Source organism: Paenibacillus sp. FSL R10-2199, from assembly GCF_038000235.1.
GTDB classification, from domain to species: Bacteria; Bacillota; Bacilli; order Paenibacillales; family Paenibacillaceae; genus Paenibacillus_AQ; species Paenibacillus_AQ phytohabitans.
The window spans coordinates 6,403,946-6,423,304 of the sequence record NZ_JBBOBO010000001.1 but is presented as its reverse complement, the minus strand read 5'-3'; the positions used below and the strand labels follow the sequence as shown (position 1 = coordinate 6,423,304).

Sequence of the window (19,359 nt, the reverse complement as noted above, 5' to 3'; positions counted from 1 at the left end):
ATAAGGTAAAGTCTAAATGCTTAAGGCGTATCCTTGAAGCCTGCTCCGTTTGGAGCATGACTTCCGGTATACGCCTTTTGTTGCGGTACAATAACTACAGCTTCTTAAGCCGCCGGTAATACAGCCAGGTTCTGCCTGCGAACGAGCCGAAGAGAAGGATACAGAGGAACATAAGTGAAGTATTCCATGCCCGGGAAGCGGTGATTCCGTCTTGCAGCATGCCGTCAATAAATGCCGTCACATTCAGGCTGTAGAGCAGAATCGTCGGAAGAAACAATACTGTATAGCTGATGGCAATTTTACGGGCATGCTTCAAGCGGTGATACGGGTCACTGTAGATCTCTGGTTGTTCAGCACGATCCTGCTCCTCCCGGCTCCAGAGGGTCCATTTCTGCAGAGAAGAGGATGAGCTATATACTTTATGCCAGCCTGCCTGCCGGTGCAGCTCGAAATACTCTTCATCGCCAATGACCTGATAGTCGGCATGATACTTCATGATACGTGGACTGCCTTGGCTGAAATGGAACAGCGTGCCTCCCGGGCCGACTTTATACAGATTCCAGCCCAGCCGCTCCTTATCCTCCAGCCATTCCTCCAGCCGGTCAGGAGCGTACATCCAGCCTAACTTCAACTTCGTCATCGTAACACCCGCTGGCCTACGCGGTTCGTGAATCTTCTTGAAGTCCTCATGATTCAAGAGTAACCCCTTGCTGGCCGCCCGGAGCTTAATAATCGAATAGATTGCAAGTACGAGCAGGATCACACCCAAAGCTGCTGCGGCCCAGGTAACCGCCCACATAGGGCTTTGCTGTACCTGAAGCGGAGCATCCTGGGTCAAGGAGAAGCCTAAAGCAATCAGCGGAATCATTGCAATGAGCAGCAAATAAAAAAGTATTCCCGTAAAAATATATGAGATTTTGCGGTTTCGCCTCAAGACATCCTTGCGGGAAGGGGAGGCCTTAATCTGTGACGGCTGCTGATCATTCTCGTAGACGGTCCACTTGCCTTGCTGCAGGCGCTTGCTCCAGCCTTCAGCGGCAAGATAGGAAGACATGGAAGGCTGGGAGGATGGAGCATAACCGATCTGATAGGAACGTTGTACCGGTTGATCTTGCCGGAAGGTGAACCGCCGGAGCAGCAGGTTCCACTCCGTCAGCACCCAACCCTGACTCGCCATATCGGCCAGCCAGGCTTCTGACTTGGGCAGGTCGTAGCTCCAGAAGGGCCGAAATACCCTCTTCATACAAATTCCTCCTCACTGGTAATGGCATTGCGGTGAAGTTCCTTTAATCTGCTGATTTCTGCGCGCATTACTGCTTTCCCCAGATCTGACACCTCGTACACTGTTCTTCTCTCATCATCGGCGAATACAACAATCAGTCCATCCTTGTTCATCTTCGTCAAAGTTCCATATACCGTACCGGAACCCAGTCTAAGCCGTCCCTCAGACAGCTCATCCACATGCTTGATGATTCCATATCCGTGGCGGGGTATGGTTAGGGACAACAGAATATAGAAGGCCGTTTCTGTCATCGGCACGTACTTTTTCAGCACTTTATCCATTGTGGACAACGCATTCACCTGCTTCGCCAGTTCATTGTGCATAACTCATGGCCTTTAATATAATATGTCTTGCCGTGACTATGTCATAACGTGACTATATCACGATGCGACATGACTTTCAAGGTTAGCGGCAATTAATGTGCCGTCAGAGTCAGCGGTTGACATACAGGCTGCCAGATCTCAGGAACCAGCTGCGGCTCCGAACAAAAGACCGTCTGCAAATACCGGCTGAGCGGGGATATTTGTCCTTCGACCAGCACTTCCTTGATCTCCGATGGTTTGGTGGGTATCGCCTGCCCGGCTGTTGACATGAACTCAGCAATGGGCAGCAGCATCCCGCAGCTTTTGCGGTAGGACATCCGGTGCGGGAATCTGGGCGAGCTGCCGGAATCATATTTGGAAAGCTTGATCCGGTCAAACTGTCCGGTGAGCAGCTCGCTGGCATCGAATTTCAGGATGGCAAAAACTTCACCGGGCTCTCTGCGGGAATACATCGCCGCCATCGCCAGGCAATCCCGCCAGGTCGGCCACAAGAAGACATGGCGGTCAAGGCAGAGACGGAATTCTTCAGGGGTTGTGTCCGGGTCCATTGCTTCAGGTGTGATGCGCAGATGGGAATTCAGGACAACCGGCTGCCCGGCGTATTGTACCTGGAGGGCTGTAGTCCGGCGTACTCCGGCTGCATGCGCCGGACTCAATACGGATGAGGCGTACAATGCGTCAAGTGCAGCCATGGCGGGCAAATTCCGGGCCCGGGTGAAGTGGTATAACGAAGTGCGGAGCGGGCTTTTGGTAATGGCAGCAATCAGTGAATGTTTCATAGTGTTATTTTATCCTTTGCGGGAATTGAATATTTTGTTATTTTAGAAAGGGAAATGCTGAAAGGGAAAGGATGAGAAAGATGAAAGCTGAAGCACTCGAACAGAGCAGAGTGGACGCGTTTTTGAATTTTTGCCGGAAGCACCGGGACGAACTGGATGATTCTTACCTGATCGATGAGGAGCTTGCCGGGTTCACGCTTTCCCCGGACCATCCTACATATATTGTTGCCAATTCCTCAGGTCAAATTACCGCAGCAGCCTCGCTCATCCTGAATGATTACAGCCGCAGAGGGCGCAAGGCCAGATTTAGAATCCTTCATGCGGAAACCGAAGATGTAAATGTATACCAGGCTCTGCTTGAGGCAATTCTGCCCCATGCTGCCGGAATGGATAAGCTGAATCTATTTGTTCCCGCGGGAAATACTGCGGCGATGGAGGCGTTGGGGGCTGTGCGGTTTGCGGTGGAGAGGTATACCTATGTCCTCGTAAGAGAAGAGCCGCATATTCCAGAGGTCAGCCTGCCCGCCGGTTACGAGCTCATTCCCTTCCGCGCCGGAACGGATGAAGCCGTCTGGTGTGAAGTACGAAATGCCGGTTTCGCTAAGCTTCAGGGCAACGAGACGCCGGCCACACCAGCGATGGTGAAGCAGATGATCAGCGGAGCCGACTATATCGAAGGCGGTTTACAGATACTGTACCATAACGGCAAAGCTGTGGGAATTGTACGCGGCTGCGCCGATGAGTATGAGGATGAGCCTGCCATGAGTATCGGGCCGCTGGCAGTATTGCCGGAGGCTCAGGGGAGAGGACTCGGCAGAATTCTGCTGCGGGCGGCACTCCGGTTCGCGGGAGAACAGTCGTATGCGCGCAGCATCCTGTGTGTGAATGCAGAGAACGAACGGGCACAGGCTTTGTATATTGGGGAAAGCTTCAAGCAGGTGGAAGCCCTTGCCTGCCTGGCTTACACGGTGAGTGAAGAAGGGTAGAGGGGGGATTGATGCTAGGAGTGGAGGCGCTGATTGTGGTAGCGAGAGATGCGATTAGTGATGTAGAGTTGAGATGCTGATTGCTCCCATCCAACCGTGACGGACTGTAGGGACCTTATTTTGCCGGAATCAGCCAATTTTGAGATGAAGCGGACTGAGAATCGCCTATTCAGCCTAGAACACCAGAATTAGTCCCATCATTCAGAGCATAGCGGAATCTCAGTCCGCGAAGCCGGCAAAACAGCTGTTTTTCCCAAAATAACGGAATCTGAGTCCGGGTGGAACGGCTGTTTGTGCTGCCTGTGTGCTGTTATTCGTGGTCTGCTTGCATCATCGGCCCCTTATTTATTGCCTTCTTGCAGGAGATGCACTTTGGATGTAGAAATTCAGGTCAGCAGGTTATTCAATCCAGTAAAAACCATTTACTCTCCATATGCACCATTATATTGTCAAACTCCGTCTAACCTGGACAGATTCAATATTGAAGGGGACAAGGAAATGAAAAGACTGGTGATTGTGGATGATGAGCCTTCGGTGGTGAACGGGCTGCGGACCTATGTGGACTGGGCGGCACAGGGGATTGAGCTGGTTGGAACCGCAGATGACGGGGACACTGGGCTGGCGCTGATCCGGGAGCTGAAGCCGGATATCGTGCTGACGGATGTCCAGATGCCGTCAATGGACGGCATCCGCATGGCGGCTGAGGTCCGGGCGCTGCTGCCGGAGGCCAAGATCGTCTTCATCAGCGGCCACAACGATGCCGGATACCTTAAGTCCGCGCTGCAGATGCATGCGGCGGATTATATTTTTAAGCCGGTTAGCCGCAAGGAGCTGTCGGTGGTGATGGGCAAGGTGACTGCTGCGCTGGATGCGGAGACGCAGGAGCGCAAGCGGATCAAGGAGATGCAGGTGAAGCTGACGCAGAGTATGCCGCTGCTGCGCGAGAAGTTCCTGCTGTCCGTAATCAGCGATGGTGTTCATACCGCGCATATTCAGGACAAGCTGGAATTTCTGGGCTTGCAGCAGCTCGCGGCTGACAGCTACATCCTCATGGTCATTCTGCTCGATGATGTGCCGCAGGTGCTGGACACCCGCAGCGAGCAGGACAGACAGCTGCTGTCCTATACGGTGCTGAATATCATCCAGGAGCTGATTGACAATCAGATGCGCGGCGTGACCTTCGAGAAGGAGCCGGGAGAGTACGTCGGGATTCTGCTGGCCGGACAATTGCAGCCGCAGGAGTTCAGCGAATCTCCCGAGAATGACCTGCTGGTGCTGGCAGAATCAATCCGCAGCAATCTGCGGCAATGGCTGAAGCTCAGTGTAACCATCGGTGTCGGTGAGGGGGTTGAGCACTTGCCGGAGATCCCGTCCTCCTATAAACAGGCGAGGGATGCAGCTGACCAGAAGTGGTATCTGGGCAAAAACCGTATTCTGACCATGGACAATATCGTGTACGGAGAGCGCGGTGAGAATCTGCGTTACCGGTACGAGCCGGAGTGGGGGGAGCGGGTGTGGTCTGCCCTGAAATCCGGAGACCGCGGACGTCTGCAGACGGAGCTTAGTGACATCTTCAGTCTGCTTGGGCAGAACCGGGGGCAAGGGGCGCGGTATGCGCAGAATGTCAGTCTGCATCTGATTCTGCAGTCCGGCCAGGTGCTGCTGGAGCTTGGCGGAATGACGGAGGAATGGGAAAAACGTGAGACGGCCGCCTGGAAACAGGTTGCGCGCCAGGAGACGATGCAGGATCTGCTGGGATATACAGAAGCCTATTTGCTTGAGGTCTGTGATTTCGTCGGGATGAAGCGCAGCGGCAAGACAAGCGAAGTGATAGAACGGGTCCGTCAGCTGATTGGAGAACGGTACCCGGAGAATCTGGCAGTGGCGGATATTGCGGCAGGCGTCTATCTCAGTCCGACCTATGTCCGGCTCCTGTTCAAGCAGGAAACGGGCGAAACGCTGTTCGAATATTTGACCAAGGTCAGAATCGAGCAGGCGAAGAAGCTGCTTAGAGACCCGCAGAACAAATTCTACGAAATCTGTTATGCCGTCGGCTACAGCGATCCCAGCCATTTCAGCAAGCTTTTCAAGAAAATAACCGGAATTACCCCCAGCGCCTACAGGGAGCAGAGTCTATGAGCAGGGGCAATCCTATGAAGATCAGGCCGCACAGGAATGTAAGCATGCCATATAAGGAGGCTGTGCAGTGAAAAAGGGCTGGAGCTATTTGACCGGACTGGGCCAGGGGATTCTGGCGGCGAGAAAGTGGCTGATTGCCTATGTGATACTCATTCTGCTGCCGGTATCCGTCATGCTGGCTTCCTTCTATCAGCGGTCCAGTGACATTCTGGAGCAAGAAGTCACCAGTACGATGCAGCTGACCCTTAAGCAGGCAGGGATGAATCTGACCTATAAGCTGGATCATATCCGTGACAGCAGCAATTCAGTTTTCATGAACCAGGTACTCTACAGTAATCTGCAGCAGAAGGACAGCATCACCGATGAGCTTAACCAGCTTAAGGAGCTGCGCAATTTAGCCGAAACCGCCCAGGAGAATGAGGATATTTTCCGGCTGCGGTTTTTTGTTGATCCATCCCGGATGTACGGAGGCGACCGGGTGAATCTGTATCCGCTATCTGAGGTAGAGCATTATCCGTGGTACAGGCAGGTGCTGGAGGCCGGGGGCGGTATGGTCTGGACCGGGGTGTATGAGGAGAGTTATATCGATTTCGGTGACAAAAAGATTTTCTCTGCCGCAAGGATGCTGCGCAATCCCAAGGCATATGAAGAGACCATCGGTATACTGGTGATGGATGTATCCCAGGATCTGATCGCAGAAGTCATGTCAGAGCTTCATTTCTCGGACAGCTATGCCCCTTATCTTCTGGATAGTGAGGGCCGGCTGATCTACAGCACCGGAGAGAACGGTCCGCAGGAAGTCAGCATGCTGCCGGAAGAACTGCTGGATGCGATTAAGCAATCGGAGGAGGGAATCGTTAAGCGGACCCTTGGGCGTGAAGAGGTTAATGTGGTCTATACCACGATCGGAACTTCAGGGTGGAAAATGATCTCCCAAGTCTCTGAATCAGAGATTTCGCATAGGGCAACGGCAATGAACCAGTTCACCAGCATTGCCACGCTGGCAGGGATCACGGTCATGTTCCTGGTACTCGTGTTTGTGCTGCTGATGTTCCTCGTGCAGAACATGCAGCGCAGAGTACAGATGATACTGCGGATGATCCGCAAGGAGGGCATCGGCTGGCTGGAGGACAGAAGGACGATGCCAGGGGGGGATTTCCGGCTGCTGGAACGCAGTGTGGACCACCTGATTCACAAGGTCAACATTCTGATGGAGGAATCCTATCAGGCGAAGATGCAGGAGCGGGAGGCGCAGCTGAGAACCCTGCAGGCCCAGATTAATCCGCATTTTCTCTATAATGCGCTGGATATGATCAACTGGTCGGCAATTTCGCATGATGCGGAGGATACCAGCCAGATGATTGAGGCGCTGGCCCGCTATTTCCGGCTCAGCCTGAATCAGGGCCGCGACAATGTCAGCCTTGCCGATGAATTGAATCTGGCCAAGGTGTTCATGGAGATTCAGCAGAACCGCTTTCCGTCCACCTTTACCTTCAGCGTCCAAGTAGAGCCGGGACTTGAACAGTATATGATTCCCAAGCTTACCCTCCAGCCGCTGGTGGAGAATGCGCTGCTGCATGGTATCCGCAAAACCCGCAGGAAGCAGGGGAATATCGCCATAACAGCCCGCCGGGAACAGGAGGATATCCTTCTGGCGGTGTCCGATGACGGGATCGGCATGAGTCCGGAGCAGGCCAGACGGCTGCTGCTGGAGCCTTCCTCCGAGCTGCGCAGTGACGGGATGCCGGGCTCCTTCGGCCTCTATAATGTCAACGAGCGGATACGATATTTTGCCGGCAACCGGTGTGGCTTGTCCATTGAAACGGAGCCCGGCCAAGGAACTGTGATCAACATCAGAATTAAAGCGGTTCCATTAGAATAAGCAGATTGCCTGATATACAGTCGCGTAAGACCAGAAATAATCAGATTACCACCTACAACCGCCCCCCGGTTTCTCAGTATAATCAACTCACAAACAGATGGGGGTGAATGAACTTGGGTGGGAGTGTCACGGATTTAGACCGGAAGAGCAAACTTCAGGCAACGAGAATCAGGTCCGCCAGCAAGTGGAGGCTCGCCTGGAGAAACAGGGATTATTATGTGCTGCTGATACCCGGTCTGCTGTTTCTGCTGCTCTTCAAATATACACCGCTGTACGGAGTGCTGATCGCATTTCAGGATTTCAACATTTTCGAGGGCATCAGAGGCAGTGAATGGGTAGGGCTGGAGCAATTCCATAAGCTTATCCAATCGGACGAATTCGGAAGGGTATTCATGAATACACTGCTTATCAGTGTGTACAAGATTGTCCTGCTGTTCCCGGTGCCGGTCCTCATCGCGCTGGTGCTGAACGAGGTCAGGCTGATGTTCTTCAAACGGACGATCCAGACGATTATTTATCTCCCGCATTTTCTGTCCTGGGTGATTATTTCCGGATTGTTCGTCACCATCCTCTCCACCTCGGGCGGACTGGTCAATAATATCATTCAGTGGTTCGGCGGAGAACCGGTCAGCTTTTTTGTCAGCAATGATTATTTCCGCAGTGTGGTTGTCTTTACGGCCGGCTGGAAGGAATCAGGGTGGAACGCGATTGTCTTCATTGCCGCCATTGCCGGGATCGATCAGGAGCAATACGAGGCGGCTGCCATTGACGGGGCGGGGCGAATCCGCAGAATGCTGCATATCTCACTGCCGGGTATCCTGCCGACTGTGGTGCTGATGTTCATTCTCCGGCTGGGCTCGGTGCTCGATGCGGGAACGGAGCAGATTCTGACCATGTACAATCCGGTAGTCTATGAGACAGCGGATGTGATCGGCACCTTCGTCTATCGCATCGGGCTGGGCAAAATGGATTACAGCTTCAGCACCGCGGTGGGCCTGTTCAACTCGGTAGTAGGCTTCATCCTCATCGTTTCGGGAAATTATATCAGCCGGAAGCTGCTGAACCGCGGAATCTGGTAGGCGGGAAAGGAGACAGTATAATCCATGACCAAACGAACCAAAGGCGACAGGCTGCTCGATATCTTTGTCTACCTGTTCCTGATCACACTCGGAGTGATGATGCTGCTGCCGCTGGTTAACGTATTATCGAAATCGGTCAGTGAGGAATGGGCGATTACTTCGGGAAAAGTAGGCATTCTGCCGGTAGGCTTCCAGCTCGACACCCTGCGGGAGGTTATCTCTTCCTCAATGTTCATCCGGGCGTTCTGTGTATCCGTAGGCGTCACGGTAGTGGGCACCCTGATCTCCATCTTAATGACAGCACTGACGGCCTATCCGTTATCCAAACGGAATCTGCCGGGCATCTCCTTTTTCATGGTGCTGTTCATCTTCACGATGCTGTTCAGCGGCGGGCTTATTCCCAATTATCTGCTGATGCGCCAGCTGCATCTGATCAATAATCTGTGGGTGCTTATCCTGCCCGGAATGATCAGTGTGTTCAACATGCTGGTGATCAAAAGCTACTATGAGAGTCTTCCCGAAGCCCTGGAGGAGTCCGCGCGGATCGACGGGGCCAAGACGTATACGATTCTGTTCCGGATTATTCTGCCGCTCAGTATGCCGGTGATTGCCACGATTGCGCTTTTTTATGCCGTCGGGTACTGGAATGATTACTTCGGGCCAATGATCTACATCAACGATACCGCGCTTAAGACCCTGCAGCTCTATCTGCAGGATGTGGTGATGGATGCCAGTGCCGCCAATGCCATCAATAAAAGTGTGGATGATCTGATGAACATGTCACCGGAAGGCATACGTGCGGCAACGGTGGTCGCTTCGACGGTCCCGATTCTGTTCGTATACCCGTTCCTGCAGAAGTATTTCATCAAAGGTGTGCTGATTGGCTCGGTTAAAGGCTGAGGCGGATTTTGTACGAAGTAAGACTGGAAGCTTAAGCTCACAAAACTTATAGGGGGTTATCTTAATGAAACAGACGAAGTGGCTGTCACTCCTGCTGAGTACCGGGCTGCTGCTCGCTGCAACTGCCTGCGGTTCTTCTAACAACACGAATAGTAACGGGGAGAACGCTTCAACAGCAGCACCAGCTTCTGCAGAAGCAACTGCCGCACCGGCAACGTCAGAGAATGCTGCCAAGCCGGAGCTAAAATCGCTTAATCTGTGGTCGAAGGATGATTACAATACGTATCCGCTGGCCAAGGTGATCGAAGAGCGGACCGGCTATAAGGTGAAGTATGAGATGCTTCCCGCCGACAAGGCGATGGATAAGCTCAATCTGCTGATCTCCTCTGCCGAGCCGTATGATGTCATTACCATTTCCGGTGAAAAAGCCGTGTATACCGATTATGCCAAAATGGGCGCACTGGTGGATCTGACCCCGCTCATCGAGGAGTTCGGCGATAATATCAAAGCTTCCATCTCCCAGGCGTCCTTCGATGCAATGAAAATTGACGGCAAAATCTATGGTATTCCCAACAGCTCCTCACAATTTGCCGGTGCCAATCTGATGATCCGCCAGGACTGGCTCGATAAGCTGGGGCTGAAGACCCCGACTACGCTGGATGAATTCACGGAAGTGCTGAAGGCATTCAAGGAGAAGGACCCAGGCGGAACCGGGAACAGCGGCGCCCCGATGTCAATCGATGGTGCACTGGCAACAACGGCGAATATTACAGGTGCCTTCGGAATAGGCACGAGCTGGAATACGGTGGACGGCCAGCTGGTTCCGGCCCCGCTGCATCCGGGCTTCAAGGAATATTTGACGTACATGTCCGATCTATATAAACAGGGTCTGCTCGATAAAGAATTTGCCGTGAACAAGGATGCTACTCTGAAGGAGAAATTCACCAGCGGCAAGATCGGGGTTATTCAGCTGCCTTGGTATGATATTCCCGGAATTGCCGATGCCCTGACCAAGAACTTTCCTGATGCCAAATATGCTTATCTTCCTGCCCTCAAAGGCAAAGACGGTCAAATGGGCCTCGGCATGAGCGGCGGGTTCGACCGCATTACCTTCATTCCGAAATCTGCGAAGCATCCTGAAGATGCGATTAAATGGATCAATGCCAAGCTGGAAAAGGAAACCTTCAAGCTGATTGCCATCGGTGAAGAAGGCAAACATCATACGTATAAAGACGGCGTATACAGCCCGATCCTGCCGCTGTTCACGGACGAACGCGGCAACGCCAGCAATTATCTGACCGGTATAGACGAGAAGCTGTACCCGATCTACTGGCAGGCCCGGGTGCAGAAGGATGCACGTCTGTTTGCAGGCTTCTCTTACCTGAACAATGAGCTTCCGGCGGAAGCAAGAATTGCCGATCCGCTGGCGCTGGCGCCATCCCTGCCGGAATATTCGAAGAACAATGCTTCGCTGAATCAGATGATTAATGATTTTGCCATCAAAGTCATTGTCGGTGAAGAGTCCCCGGATGCCGTGGCTGATTTCGCCGAGAAATATAAAGCTGCAGGCGGAGAGGCCAGCACCAAAGAGGTGAATGACTGGTATGCTACAGTGAAGAAATAGAGTCAAAGAAAACATTTTAGGAGGTAAAAGAATGAACAGCTACAGGATGCGGAGCAGTGAGATTCCGCTGCAGGATTCCTGGGATGTCATCGTTGCAGGCGGCGGGCCGGCGGGTTGTACGGCGGCCGCTGCCGCAGCCCGGGAAGGGGCAAAGACGCTGCTGATCGAAGGAACAGGCAGCCTGGGCGGAATGGGCACATCGGGACTTGTGCCGGCCTGGTGCCCGTTCTCGGACATGAAGACGATCATCTACCGGGGACTGGCGATGAAGGTGTTTGAAGCCTTGAAGGCGCAGATGCCGCATGTAAGCCAAGAGGCGATGGACTGGGTTCCGATCGAACCGGAGAAGCTCAAGGTCATCTATGATGAGCTGGTAGCCGGAGCCGGGGCAACGGTGCTGTTCCATACGCAGCTGGGTTCCGTGGAGGCGGATGAGGAAGGTAATGTGCTGGCGCTGATCACTGCCAGCAAGAATGGACTGCAGGCGCTGAAGGCCAAGGTCTATATTGACTGCACGGGCGATGCCGATGTAGCGGCCTGGGCGGGAGCGGAATATCTCAAGGGTGATACGACAACCGGTGAGCTGATGCCTGCCACGCACTGTTTTACCTTGGGCAATGTCGATGAATATGCTTATCTGAACGGTCCGCTGCTGCATAACAATAATAAAACCAGCCCGATCTTCGATATTCTGGGCTCCGGCAAATTCCCCTTGATTCCGGACTCGCATATCTGTAACAATGTCATTGCTCCCCGGACGGTGGGCTTCAACGCGGGGCATCTATGGGATGTGGATAATACGGATGCCTTCTCCGTATCCGCTGCATTAATGCAGGGAAGGAAGCTGGCCTCCGTCTATAGGGATGCCCTGGCCGAGTTCATGCCTGCTGCGTTCGGCAGCTCTTATGTAGCCAACACCGGCTCGCTGATGGGGGTACGGGAGACGCGGAGAATTACCGGAGACTATGTGCTGAGTGTGGAGGATTACGTTAACCGCCGCAGCTTCGCGGATGAAATCTGCCGCAACAGCTACTTCATTGATATCCATGGGACGGAGAAGGAAGAGAAGCAGGCGGGAGGCAAGCCGGAGGTCATTAAACGTTACGGTCCGGGAGAATCGCACGGCATTCCATACCGCTGCCTGACGCCGCGTTCACTGAAGAATGTGCTGGTCGCGGGACGTTCGATCTCCTGTGTCCGTGAGGTGCAGGGGAGTGTCCGGGTGATGCCGGTCTGTCTGGCGATGGGCGAAGCGGCCGGGATTGCCGCAGCACTTGCTGCGAATCTGCCGGATTATGACGTGCATGCAGTGGATGTAGCTGTGCTACGCAAGCGGCTGAAGGAGGAGGGGGCTTATCTGCCGGATGCCACAGAAGGAACAGTATTTGGTGATCCGGGTGCGGCGGCAGGAGAAGAGGGAAAACCGGTGAGGTATCACTGAGATACGAAGCAAAATGATGCTTAGCTAATAGCTGTTTCCAAGCAGGCAATCTCCCGGGCGTCGGGGGGTTGCCTGTCTTGTTGTACAGGAATCGTACACCTTGCGAAAAACCGAATACAATGTGCCCCTGATAGGGTAGATGAACCGAATGTATGCGAAAAACCGAATACAATGTGCCGATGATAGGGCAGACGAGCCGAATGTATGCGAAAAACCGAATACAATGTGCCCATGATAGGGTAGACGAGCCGAATGTATGCGAAAAACCGAATACAATATGCCCATGATAGGGTAGACGAGCCGATTGTATGCGAAAAACCGAGTACAATGTGCCAATGATAGGGTAGACGAGCCGAATGTATGCGAAAAACCGAATACAATGTGCCCATGATAGGGTAGACGTGCCGAATGAGGCTGCATCCCTCTGATTCCAGCGGATGCAGCCCAAAATTAGTTGCTGTTAAAAATATTGATAATCCGGTTATTTTATCGTGGCTACGTCAACTTTGCGTTTGAGTAGGATCGCGTTGATCTCGCCTCCGGCGAGGATAATAATCGAGCTGATATATAGCCAGATGAGCAGAATCATTACGCCTCCGAGACTGCCATAGGTTTTGGTGAAATCACTGAACTGATTGACGTAAATGGAGAAGAGGACTGATGTAATAATCCAGCCGAGGGTTGAGAACAATGCACCGGGCACCACCTCCCGCAGAGCCAGCCTGCGGCTTGGGGCGATCCAGTAGAGCAGGGTGAACACAATGAACATGACCAGCAGCGGCACGGCGTATTGCAGCAGATCCCATAGCTTCTGGAAACCGTAAGGCAGATCGGTCAACAGGAAGACCTGTGTCTTAAGCCATGTACCGAGGACAAGCAGCAGAATGCTGAGCAGTACGACAAAACCGATCGTCAGGGTAGCGAGGAAGGCGATCCCTCTAATTTTCCAGAAGGCCCGGCTCTCATCAATGTCGTAAGCGCGATTGAGCCCCTTAATGATTGCATTGACCCCCTTGGAAGCGGCCCAGAGTGTAGCCAGCATCCCGAAGGATAACAGCGCCTGACTGCGTCCCTCGGACACATCCTGCAGAATCTCTTCTATAATAGAGACGGCTTCGGCAGGCATCACCTGTTCCAGCTGCTGGATTTTGTCCTCCAGGGAAATATTCGCGTACCCGATCAGGGTCATAATGAAGATCAGAAAGGGAAACAGCGACAGAATCAGATAATAGGTCAGCTGTGCGCTGATCCCCTGGACATCATCGGCTTTGATTTTTTGCAGCAGCTGTTTGATGAATGTGAATGTGCCGCCGGAACCGGCAGTCCTTCTGCTCATATAGCCCTCCTTCACTTATTGCGGTATAGGCTTGTTTATGAAAATATATCCATATATATGTGTCCCGCACAAAATTATCCTTAGGTTCAGCAAGCTTGGTCTTATTTTAACACAGGGGGAGGTAAGAAACAGAATGGCAGTGGACTATTAATTACGGAACAAGTTAAGGCATGACCTTGGGAAGACGCAGCCGGTCCGCCAGCTTCTGCATTCTCTCATCAGCGTAAGCGTAGATGCGCATATAGCTCTGGCAAAAATAATCGGGACCGCTGCGGCCTTCCTCCGTGTTCCATTTCCGGTTCCGGGGGCATCCGCCATAACATAACTGCTGCCATTCGCAGGATTGACATTTGTCCGGGAGAGCGGGCTTCATCCGGTGGAACCGCCTAAAGTTGGGATGGGCAAGCATATCCGCAATGGAATCTTCGGCAACGTTGCCGACCTTCCACTCCTCATTGATGTAGAAATCGCAGGGGAAGGCGTCCCCGTTCTGCTCCAGCACCAGGCTTGAAGGACATGCAGCGCGGTGTACACAGGATTCCGCTTCCCCGCCCAGGTAGACGCTGAGCATATTATCGAAGAACCGTACCGATATTTCGGGCTTGCCGTCCTGATACCATTCGTCGAAGGCTTCACACAGGAACTCCCCGTATTCGTCCGCTGAAATTTCATATTCCCCCGGCTGATCAACCTGCTGGGCTCTGAAGTCCATGCAGGGGATAAACTGAATGAACCGGAAGTCCTGCTCCCGGTAGAACGCCATCAGTTCCCGGGCTTTGCCCACATTGCCTTTATGAATTACTGTCAAAATATTAAAGTCAACCTGGTGCCGGCGAAGATGGCCGATGCCGTTCATCACCTGACTATAACTGCCTTTGCCTGCGGCATTCACCCGGCGTGAGTCATGAATCTGCTGCGGGCCGTCCAGACTGACTCCGATCAGAAAATGATAAGTTTTGAAGAAGGCAGCCCACCGCCCGCTGATCAGTGTAGCGTTGGTCTGCAGGGAATTACTGATAACCGTATGCGGCGGGGCATGCAGGGCCTGGCGGTATACGACTTCTTCGAAGAATTCGTGACCTGCCAGCAGCGGTTCTCCGCCCTGCCAGGCGAAGGTGGCACTGCCTGAGCTGTGCCGCATATAATCCTGGATGAATTTATCCAGAACGAAAGAATCGATCCGGTTAATTGCCGGTCCGGGCTTCCCTCCACAGGTACTGTAATAACAATAGTCGCAAGCCAGATTACAATCCTCTGATACCGTCTTCCACATGACACCTAAACCGGACTGAGAACCGGCAGCGCAATTGAGAGACACAGCAATCCCCTCCTGTCTTCCTATTTATTCCACATACCAGTCATTTAGCAGCATGATGGCCGCTCCGGTGGCTACGGCCTCTTCTTTAAGATATCCTTGCGTAAAAAACGGACTGTTCTCGGGGGAGGGATAAGTGTTCTTCCTGGCGACCTCAACCGAAGTGTCGAACACAAGCTGATGTGCCCGGACCAGGGGGCCGCCCAGAACGACACACTCCGGATGAAGGGTATTAATCAGATTAGCCAGCCCGATCCCCAGATACGCAGACGATTCCGTGAATTGTTCAGTAACGAGCTTGTCCCCTTGCTGGAGAGCTTCAGATAAGGAGGCAAAGGTGACCTGTTCCGGAGAAATTTCCGCTAGTAAGCTGCTGCGTCCAATCTTTAACTGTGTGCGTACACGCTCTTCCAGCGCCGGAACAGACACGAAGGCTTCAAGGGCTCCGTAGTTTCCTTTGCCGTGCAGTCTGGGGCCGTTGGTCTGGATAATCATCTGACCCAGCGCACCCTCTGCGCCGGAGGCTCCCCGAACGATATGGCCGCCGGACATCATCGCGAACCTTATAGTTGTTCCGGCATGTACATACAGGATGTGCTTATAATTGTTGGACTTGAGAGCCCGGTGCTCACCGATGAGGGCGCAGTTTGCGCCATTGTCAAGCTTGACCGGTATTTCAAGCCGTGCCTCCAGCATTTCGCAGATGGGGACATTTGTCCAGGAGGCGGCCGGAAAGTGCTCCGGCTCCAGAATAATCCCGCGTTCTGAGTTCAAGGGACCAACAGCGCCTATCCCCAACCCCAGAACGCTGCCTGGCGATATTCCGTGCTCCGACAGAAGAGCCCGGGCACTGTCCGCAACATGATCCGCGAGCAGCGGGGGCGTCATGCGATCATCCATTATCCACCGGGTCATAGACAGCAGATTGAAATGCATATCATACAAGCCAAGTGAAGAATGAATGCGGGAAATTTCCAGCCCGAACAGATACCTGTATGCCGGGTTACACTGGAACAGGATGGGCTTCCTCCCGCCTTTGGAGGTTCCCAGCCCGGAGGCAATAATTAACCCCTGGGATGACATGTCATCAAGAAGACGTGTCATACTGCTGCTGGTCAGTGCAAAATCATTCAACAAATCGGCTTTGGAGGCAGTTCCCAGATAGGATATGCGGTCATAGACCTGTTTTTTGATAGACGCATTAGGGTGGGGCAGCATCAGGCTTATCTCCATTTCCAAGTTTATTAGTAGGAATACCTAAGATAATTCCAAAATGATTTTTATTCAACGAAAATAAGACTTTATACACTCTGATTATGAAGTATTAACAGAATATTTACAATAAAATTCATGACTTTAATCCAAAATGAAATTAATTATGCTAAAATACAAGTGACATCTCTTGGGAGAGCAGAAAAGAATGTAAGGGTGAACTGGAATGAAGCAAAGAGCGGGCAGGAAAATGAATTTGCTTTGGAGTATTTTTTGCGTATTTTTCAAAATTGGACCCTCCACCTTTGGAGGCGGTTATGCCATGATTGCAACCATCGAAGAAGAAATTGTACGAAAAAAGGGCTGGATGAACGAAGAGGAAATGGGTGACATGATATCCGTGTCCGGTTCCGCTCCCGGAGGGGTGGCCGTCAATAGCGCAACGTTTATCGGCTATCGTCTTGGCGGAGTGGCGGGAGCCGTGGCTGCCGTCACTGCAATAACCCTGCCTACCTTTCTGATCGTGTTCCTCCTCAGCGGGCTCAGGCTTTTATTCAAAGACAACGTCAAGGTAGAAGCTGCTTTGAAGGGCATTCATGCTGCGGTAGCAGCCTTGATTATTGTTGCGGCCGGCAAGATGTGGAAAGCTTCTGTTCTGGACGCGGCGACGTTTGTGCTTGTAGCTGTATCGCTGGCCTTGCTGTTGTTCACCCAGATTCATCCGTTTTATCTGATTGTGGGCGGGCTGACAGCCGGAGTCCTGGTGGTTCTGTACAAAAAGAAACAGGGGATGAGCGTAGTTACGGAAAAGGTGCGAACGGAGGAACGCCGTGACCTGCAGTTTCCTGAATACTACATCTGAAGGGTGATTATCTTATGCTGTGGGAGCTGTTGCTGGTTTTTATTAAAGTGGGGTTAGTTTCTTTTGGGGGCGGTTATGCGGTTATAACGCTGATTCAGCGGGAGGTTTCCGAAAAAGGATGGATGGGCAGCGGCGCTTTTCAGGAAATTGTTTCTTTGGCAGGGATGGCTCCGGGCTCTATCGCGACGAATACCGCGACCCTGATCGGATACTCCAAAGCAGGGCTGGGGGGAGCGATAGCGGCAACGGTCGGCATTATTCTGCCATCGCTAATTATCGTCATTTGTATCGCTGTCTTCTTTCTGAAGCTGCAGAGCAATGACTGGGTCAGATCTTCATTCTACGGACTGCGTCCGATTGTAACCGGCTTAATCCTCTACGCGGCGGTTCATTTCGCATTTAGCGGACAAAGCGGATCCTGGTTAAGCTGGACAATGGCGGGCTCGCTGCTGATCTGCGGCGGATGCCTCGTTCTTGTTGCCAAATATAAGATGCATCCGTTTGCGGTGATCCTCCTGTCGGCGGTAGCAGGCATTGTTATTTTCTGACTAAATATATTATTCTAAAAAAAGCGTGAGCGAAGGGAGGAATCCTTGCTCACGCTTTCTTATTTCTCCATGGATCGGCCTGCTTCAGGCATGATGAATTCTCGGCATAGGCAGCGGTTCCTTGCCCAGCTCCGCCCAAATATATTTCAGCAGAAGCTCAGTCTTCAGCTGCCCGTGTTCCGGCTCGTCCCACAGATTATGAAGTTCGTGCGGGTCCTGCACTAAATCGAAGATTTCGCCGTACTGCTGATTGTAGTAGACCGTAATTTTATATCTTGCATCAATATAAGTCTTCTGGTGAATGGTCGTAGGCTCATGACGGAATTCGCAAATGGCATGGTCACGCGCCTGATTCTTGCGGCCCAGCCATACGTCCTTCTGATCCACACCAGTCATCGACGAAGGAACGGGAAGATTGGCAAAGGATAAGAAGGTAGGCGCCAGGTCAACGAGTGACTGGATCGCATCCGTCTGTCTGCCTGCCGGAACATGCCCGGGATATCTGACGATGAACGGAAGCTTAATTAAATCCTCGTAATGAAATCCTCCTTTGGCCTGCAGACCATGTTGTCCGAAGAAATGCCCGTGATCAGTTGTAAAGACGACGAGCGTGTTCCCGGCGAGTCCGAGTTCGTCGAGCTTATCCAGAATGCTGCCAATATACTTATCCATCATGCTGATCATTCCGTAATAGACCGCTACCAGTTTCTTTTTGTCGTAATCCGTCAGAAGCGCTTTATCCCCGTATTCATAATACAGGTGGGAGCGGTACCCGTGAATGCCGAAGCCGGTTTCCATGAACTGCGAGAAGTCGGGGTTGTCTTCCTGTGTCATGCCGAAATGCGGCGGATTCCGGTCATGTTCCCCGGCCGTCAGTGAAGGAATAGTCAGCGTGTCAGGGTTATACATCGAATCCCAGGGCTCCGGCACCAGATATTCAGGATGCGGATCAAAGAAGCTGGCCCAGAGAAAGAACGGATCTCCTGATTGTTGATGCTCTTCCAGGCGGGCCTTGCTCCGCTCTGCAATCCAGGTGTTGTAATGATATTTCTCCGGAATGGGCCATGTGTAGGTTGCAGACGGGTCCATTGTCCCTGTTGGAGGGAGGAAATAATCCCGCCAATTGTGACAGCCCTGTTCTTCCAGCCATAAGGCATAATGCTGGCCGACATGTGCTTCGTTCGTATGGTTCCGGGCAAGCTCCACATGGTCGAATCCGTAGAAGGACTCGTGGAAACTGCTCCAGTAATCCAAATCCTGCAGCAGCGGGTAAGCTTCCTTCGATTCATATTCCTCCGTGGACTTCAGGGGCTGAAAATGGGCTTTGCCGATCAGCGAGGTCTGATAACCCGCTTCACTGAAGTCTTCCCCTACCGTGTGGCGGTCCTCCAATAGCTTCGTTCCGAGTGTCCATGCCCCGTGCTGGCTCGGGTACATTCCCGTGATGATAGAGGAACGGCTTGGCGTGCAGGTGGGATTCGGGCAATAAGCCCGGCCGAAGGTTGTCCCTTGCTGTGCCAGCCGGTCCAGATTCGGGGTGGAAATCTCGGGCTGGAAGGCACCGATGGTATTCCAATGCTGTTGATCGCTGGTAATTAGTAAAATGTTAGGTCTACTGGACAATGGTTATCGCCTCCTATTATGATAATAT

Annotated in this window: 16 protein-coding genes; 9 read left to right on the top strand and 7 right to left on the bottom strand. The window is 52.5% G+C overall.

What is annotated here, in order from left to right; translation table 11 throughout:
* Positions 1 to 94 precede the first annotated feature (94 nt).
* From NYE33_RS28115 to NYE33_RS28105, 3 genes are all read right to left on the bottom strand, one after another.
* Entirely contained in the window at positions 95 to 1,243 is a 1,149-nt protein-coding gene (locus NYE33_RS28115; RefSeq protein ID WP_341068535.1) for a DUF2812 domain-containing protein, read from the bottom strand.
* Positions 1,240 to 1,605 carry a PadR family transcriptional regulator gene (locus NYE33_RS28110; protein WP_341068533.1) on the bottom strand — a complete coding sequence of 122 codons (366 nt, stop codon included), beginning with the start codon at positions 1,603 to 1,605 and terminating at the stop codon, positions 1,240 to 1,242. Before NYE33_RS28110 ends, NYE33_RS28115 begins: the two co-directional genes overlap by 4 nt.
* A gap of 92 nt (positions 1,606 to 1,697) precedes the next feature.
* Positions 1,698 to 2,384 carry a DUF7002 family protein gene (locus NYE33_RS28105; RefSeq protein WP_341068531.1) on the bottom strand — a complete coding sequence of 229 codons (687 nt, stop codon included), beginning with the start codon at positions 2,382 to 2,384 and terminating at the stop codon, positions 1,698 to 1,700.
* Between the two features lie 71 nt (positions 2,385 to 2,455).
* Between NYE33_RS28105 and NYE33_RS28100 the strand changes: the two genes are divergently transcribed.
* From NYE33_RS28100 to NYE33_RS28070, 7 genes are all read left to right on the top strand, one after another.
* Entirely contained in the window at positions 2,456 to 3,370 is a 915-nt protein-coding gene (locus NYE33_RS28100; protein ID WP_341068529.1) for a GNAT family N-acetyltransferase, read from the top strand.
* A gap of 498 nt (positions 3,371 to 3,868) precedes the next feature.
* Complete coding sequence (locus NYE33_RS28095; RefSeq protein ID WP_341068526.1) at positions 3,869 to 5,509, top strand: response regulator transcription factor; 1,641 nt, start codon at positions 3,869 to 3,871, stop codon at positions 5,507 to 5,509.
* Between the two features lie 67 nt (positions 5,510 to 5,576).
* The gene (locus NYE33_RS28090) at positions 5,577 to 7,391 is read left to right on the top strand and encodes a cache domain-containing sensor histidine kinase (RefSeq protein ID WP_341068525.1); all 1,815 of its coding nucleotides are present in this window, start codon (positions 5,577 to 5,579) and stop codon (positions 7,389 to 7,391) included.
* Between the two features lie 167 nt (positions 7,392 to 7,558).
* Complete coding sequence (locus NYE33_RS28085; RefSeq protein WP_042141012.1) at positions 7,559 to 8,470, top strand: ABC transporter permease; 912 nt, start codon at positions 7,559 to 7,561, stop codon at positions 8,468 to 8,470.
* 24 nt (positions 8,471 to 8,494) lie between these two features.
* A complete protein-coding gene (locus tag NYE33_RS28080) occupies positions 8,495 to 9,370 on the top strand; it encodes a carbohydrate ABC transporter permease (protein ID WP_042135807.1) in 876 nt (291 codons plus the stop codon).
* Positions 9,371 to 9,434: 64 nt separating this feature from the next.
* Positions 9,435 to 10,994, top strand: coding sequence for an extracellular solute-binding protein (locus tag NYE33_RS28075; RefSeq protein ID WP_341068524.1), 1,560 nt, complete (start codon positions 9,435 to 9,437; stop codon positions 10,992 to 10,994).
* A gap of 31 nt (positions 10,995 to 11,025) precedes the next feature.
* Entirely contained in the window at positions 11,026 to 12,435 is a 1,410-nt protein-coding gene (locus NYE33_RS28070) for an FAD-dependent oxidoreductase (RefSeq protein ID WP_341068523.1), read from the top strand.
* Between the two features lie 481 nt (positions 12,436 to 12,916).
* Here the strand turns inward: NYE33_RS28070 and NYE33_RS28065 are convergent, their stop codons facing one another.
* From NYE33_RS28065 to NYE33_RS28055, 3 genes are all read right to left on the bottom strand, one after another.
* Positions 12,917 to 13,771 carry a YihY/virulence factor BrkB family protein gene (locus NYE33_RS28065; protein WP_341068521.1) on the bottom strand — a complete coding sequence of 285 codons (855 nt, stop codon included), beginning with the start codon at positions 13,769 to 13,771 and terminating at the stop codon, positions 12,917 to 12,919.
* A gap of 163 nt (positions 13,772 to 13,934) precedes the next feature.
* Positions 13,935 to 15,089 (bottom strand): anaerobic sulfatase maturase, encoded by a 1,155-nt coding sequence (locus tag NYE33_RS28060; RefSeq protein ID WP_341068520.1) that lies wholly within the window; start codon positions 15,087 to 15,089, stop codon positions 13,935 to 13,937.
* A gap of 24 nt (positions 15,090 to 15,113) precedes the next feature.
* Positions 15,114 to 16,304: an ROK family protein gene (locus NYE33_RS28055; RefSeq protein WP_341068518.1), complete on the bottom strand. Its 1,191-nt coding sequence runs from the start codon at positions 16,302 to 16,304 to the stop codon at positions 15,114 to 15,116.
* A gap of 220 nt (positions 16,305 to 16,524) precedes the next feature.
* Here NYE33_RS28055 and NYE33_RS28050 point away from each other — a divergent pair, with 220 nt between their 5' ends.
* Both NYE33_RS28050 and NYE33_RS28045 read left to right on the top strand, forming a co-directional pair.
* On the top strand, positions 16,525 to 17,160 hold the full coding sequence (locus NYE33_RS28050) for a chromate transporter (protein ID WP_042135815.1): 636 nt from the start codon (positions 16,525 to 16,527) through the stop codon (positions 17,158 to 17,160).
* Positions 17,161 to 17,174: 14 nt separating this feature from the next.
* A complete protein-coding gene (locus NYE33_RS28045; protein ID WP_042135816.1) occupies positions 17,175 to 17,708 on the top strand; it encodes a chromate transporter in 534 nt (177 codons plus the stop codon).
* An 84-nt stretch (positions 17,709 to 17,792) separates the two neighbouring features.
* Here NYE33_RS28045 and NYE33_RS28040 read toward each other — a convergent pair whose 3' ends face one another.
* Entirely contained in the window at positions 17,793 to 19,331 is a 1,539-nt protein-coding gene (locus NYE33_RS28040) for a sulfatase family protein (RefSeq protein WP_042135818.1), read from the bottom strand.
* Between the last annotated feature and the right edge of the window lie 28 nt (positions 19,332 to 19,359).

Excerpts from the sequence above, each read along its gene's own strand:
- NYE33_RS28055 (WP_341068518.1), bottom strand. The coding sequence starts at position 16,304 with ATGCTGCCCCACCCTAATGCGTCTATCAAAAAACAGGTCTATGACCGC.
- NYE33_RS28075 (WP_341068524.1), top strand. The coding sequence starts at position 9,435 with ATGAAACAGACGAAGTGGCTGTCACTCCTGCTGAGTACCGGGCTGCTG.
- NYE33_RS28110 (WP_341068533.1), bottom strand. The coding sequence starts at position 1,605 with ATGCACAATGAACTGGCGAAGCAGGTGAATGCGTTGTCCACAATGGAT.
- NYE33_RS28070 (WP_341068523.1), top strand. The coding sequence starts at position 11,026 with ATGAACAGCTACAGGATGCGGAGCAGTGAGATTCCGCTGCAGGATTCC.
- NYE33_RS28045 (WP_042135816.1), top strand. The coding sequence starts at position 17,175 with ATGCTGTGGGAGCTGTTGCTGGTTTTTATTAAAGTGGGGTTAGTTTCT.
- NYE33_RS28100 (WP_341068529.1), top strand. The coding sequence starts at position 2,456 with ATGAGAAAGATGAAAGCTGAAGCACTCGAACAGAGCAGAGTGGACGCG.
- NYE33_RS28115 (WP_341068535.1), bottom strand. The coding sequence starts at position 1,243 with ATGAAGAGGGTATTTCGGCCCTTCTGGAGCTACGACCTGCCCAAGTCA.
- NYE33_RS28080 (WP_042135807.1), top strand. The coding sequence starts at position 8,495 with ATGACCAAACGAACCAAAGGCGACAGGCTGCTCGATATCTTTGTCTAC.
- NYE33_RS28105 (WP_341068531.1), bottom strand. The coding sequence starts at position 2,384 with ATGAAACATTCACTGATTGCTGCCATTACCAAAAGCCCGCTCCGCACT.
- NYE33_RS28065 (WP_341068521.1), bottom strand. The coding sequence starts at position 13,771 with ATGAGCAGAAGGACTGCCGGTTCCGGCGGCACATTCACATTCATCAAA.
- NYE33_RS28050 (WP_042135815.1), top strand. The coding sequence starts at position 16,525 with ATGAAGCAAAGAGCGGGCAGGAAAATGAATTTGCTTTGGAGTATTTTT.
- NYE33_RS28095 (WP_341068526.1), top strand. The coding sequence starts at position 3,869 with ATGAAAAGACTGGTGATTGTGGATGATGAGCCTTCGGTGGTGAACGGG.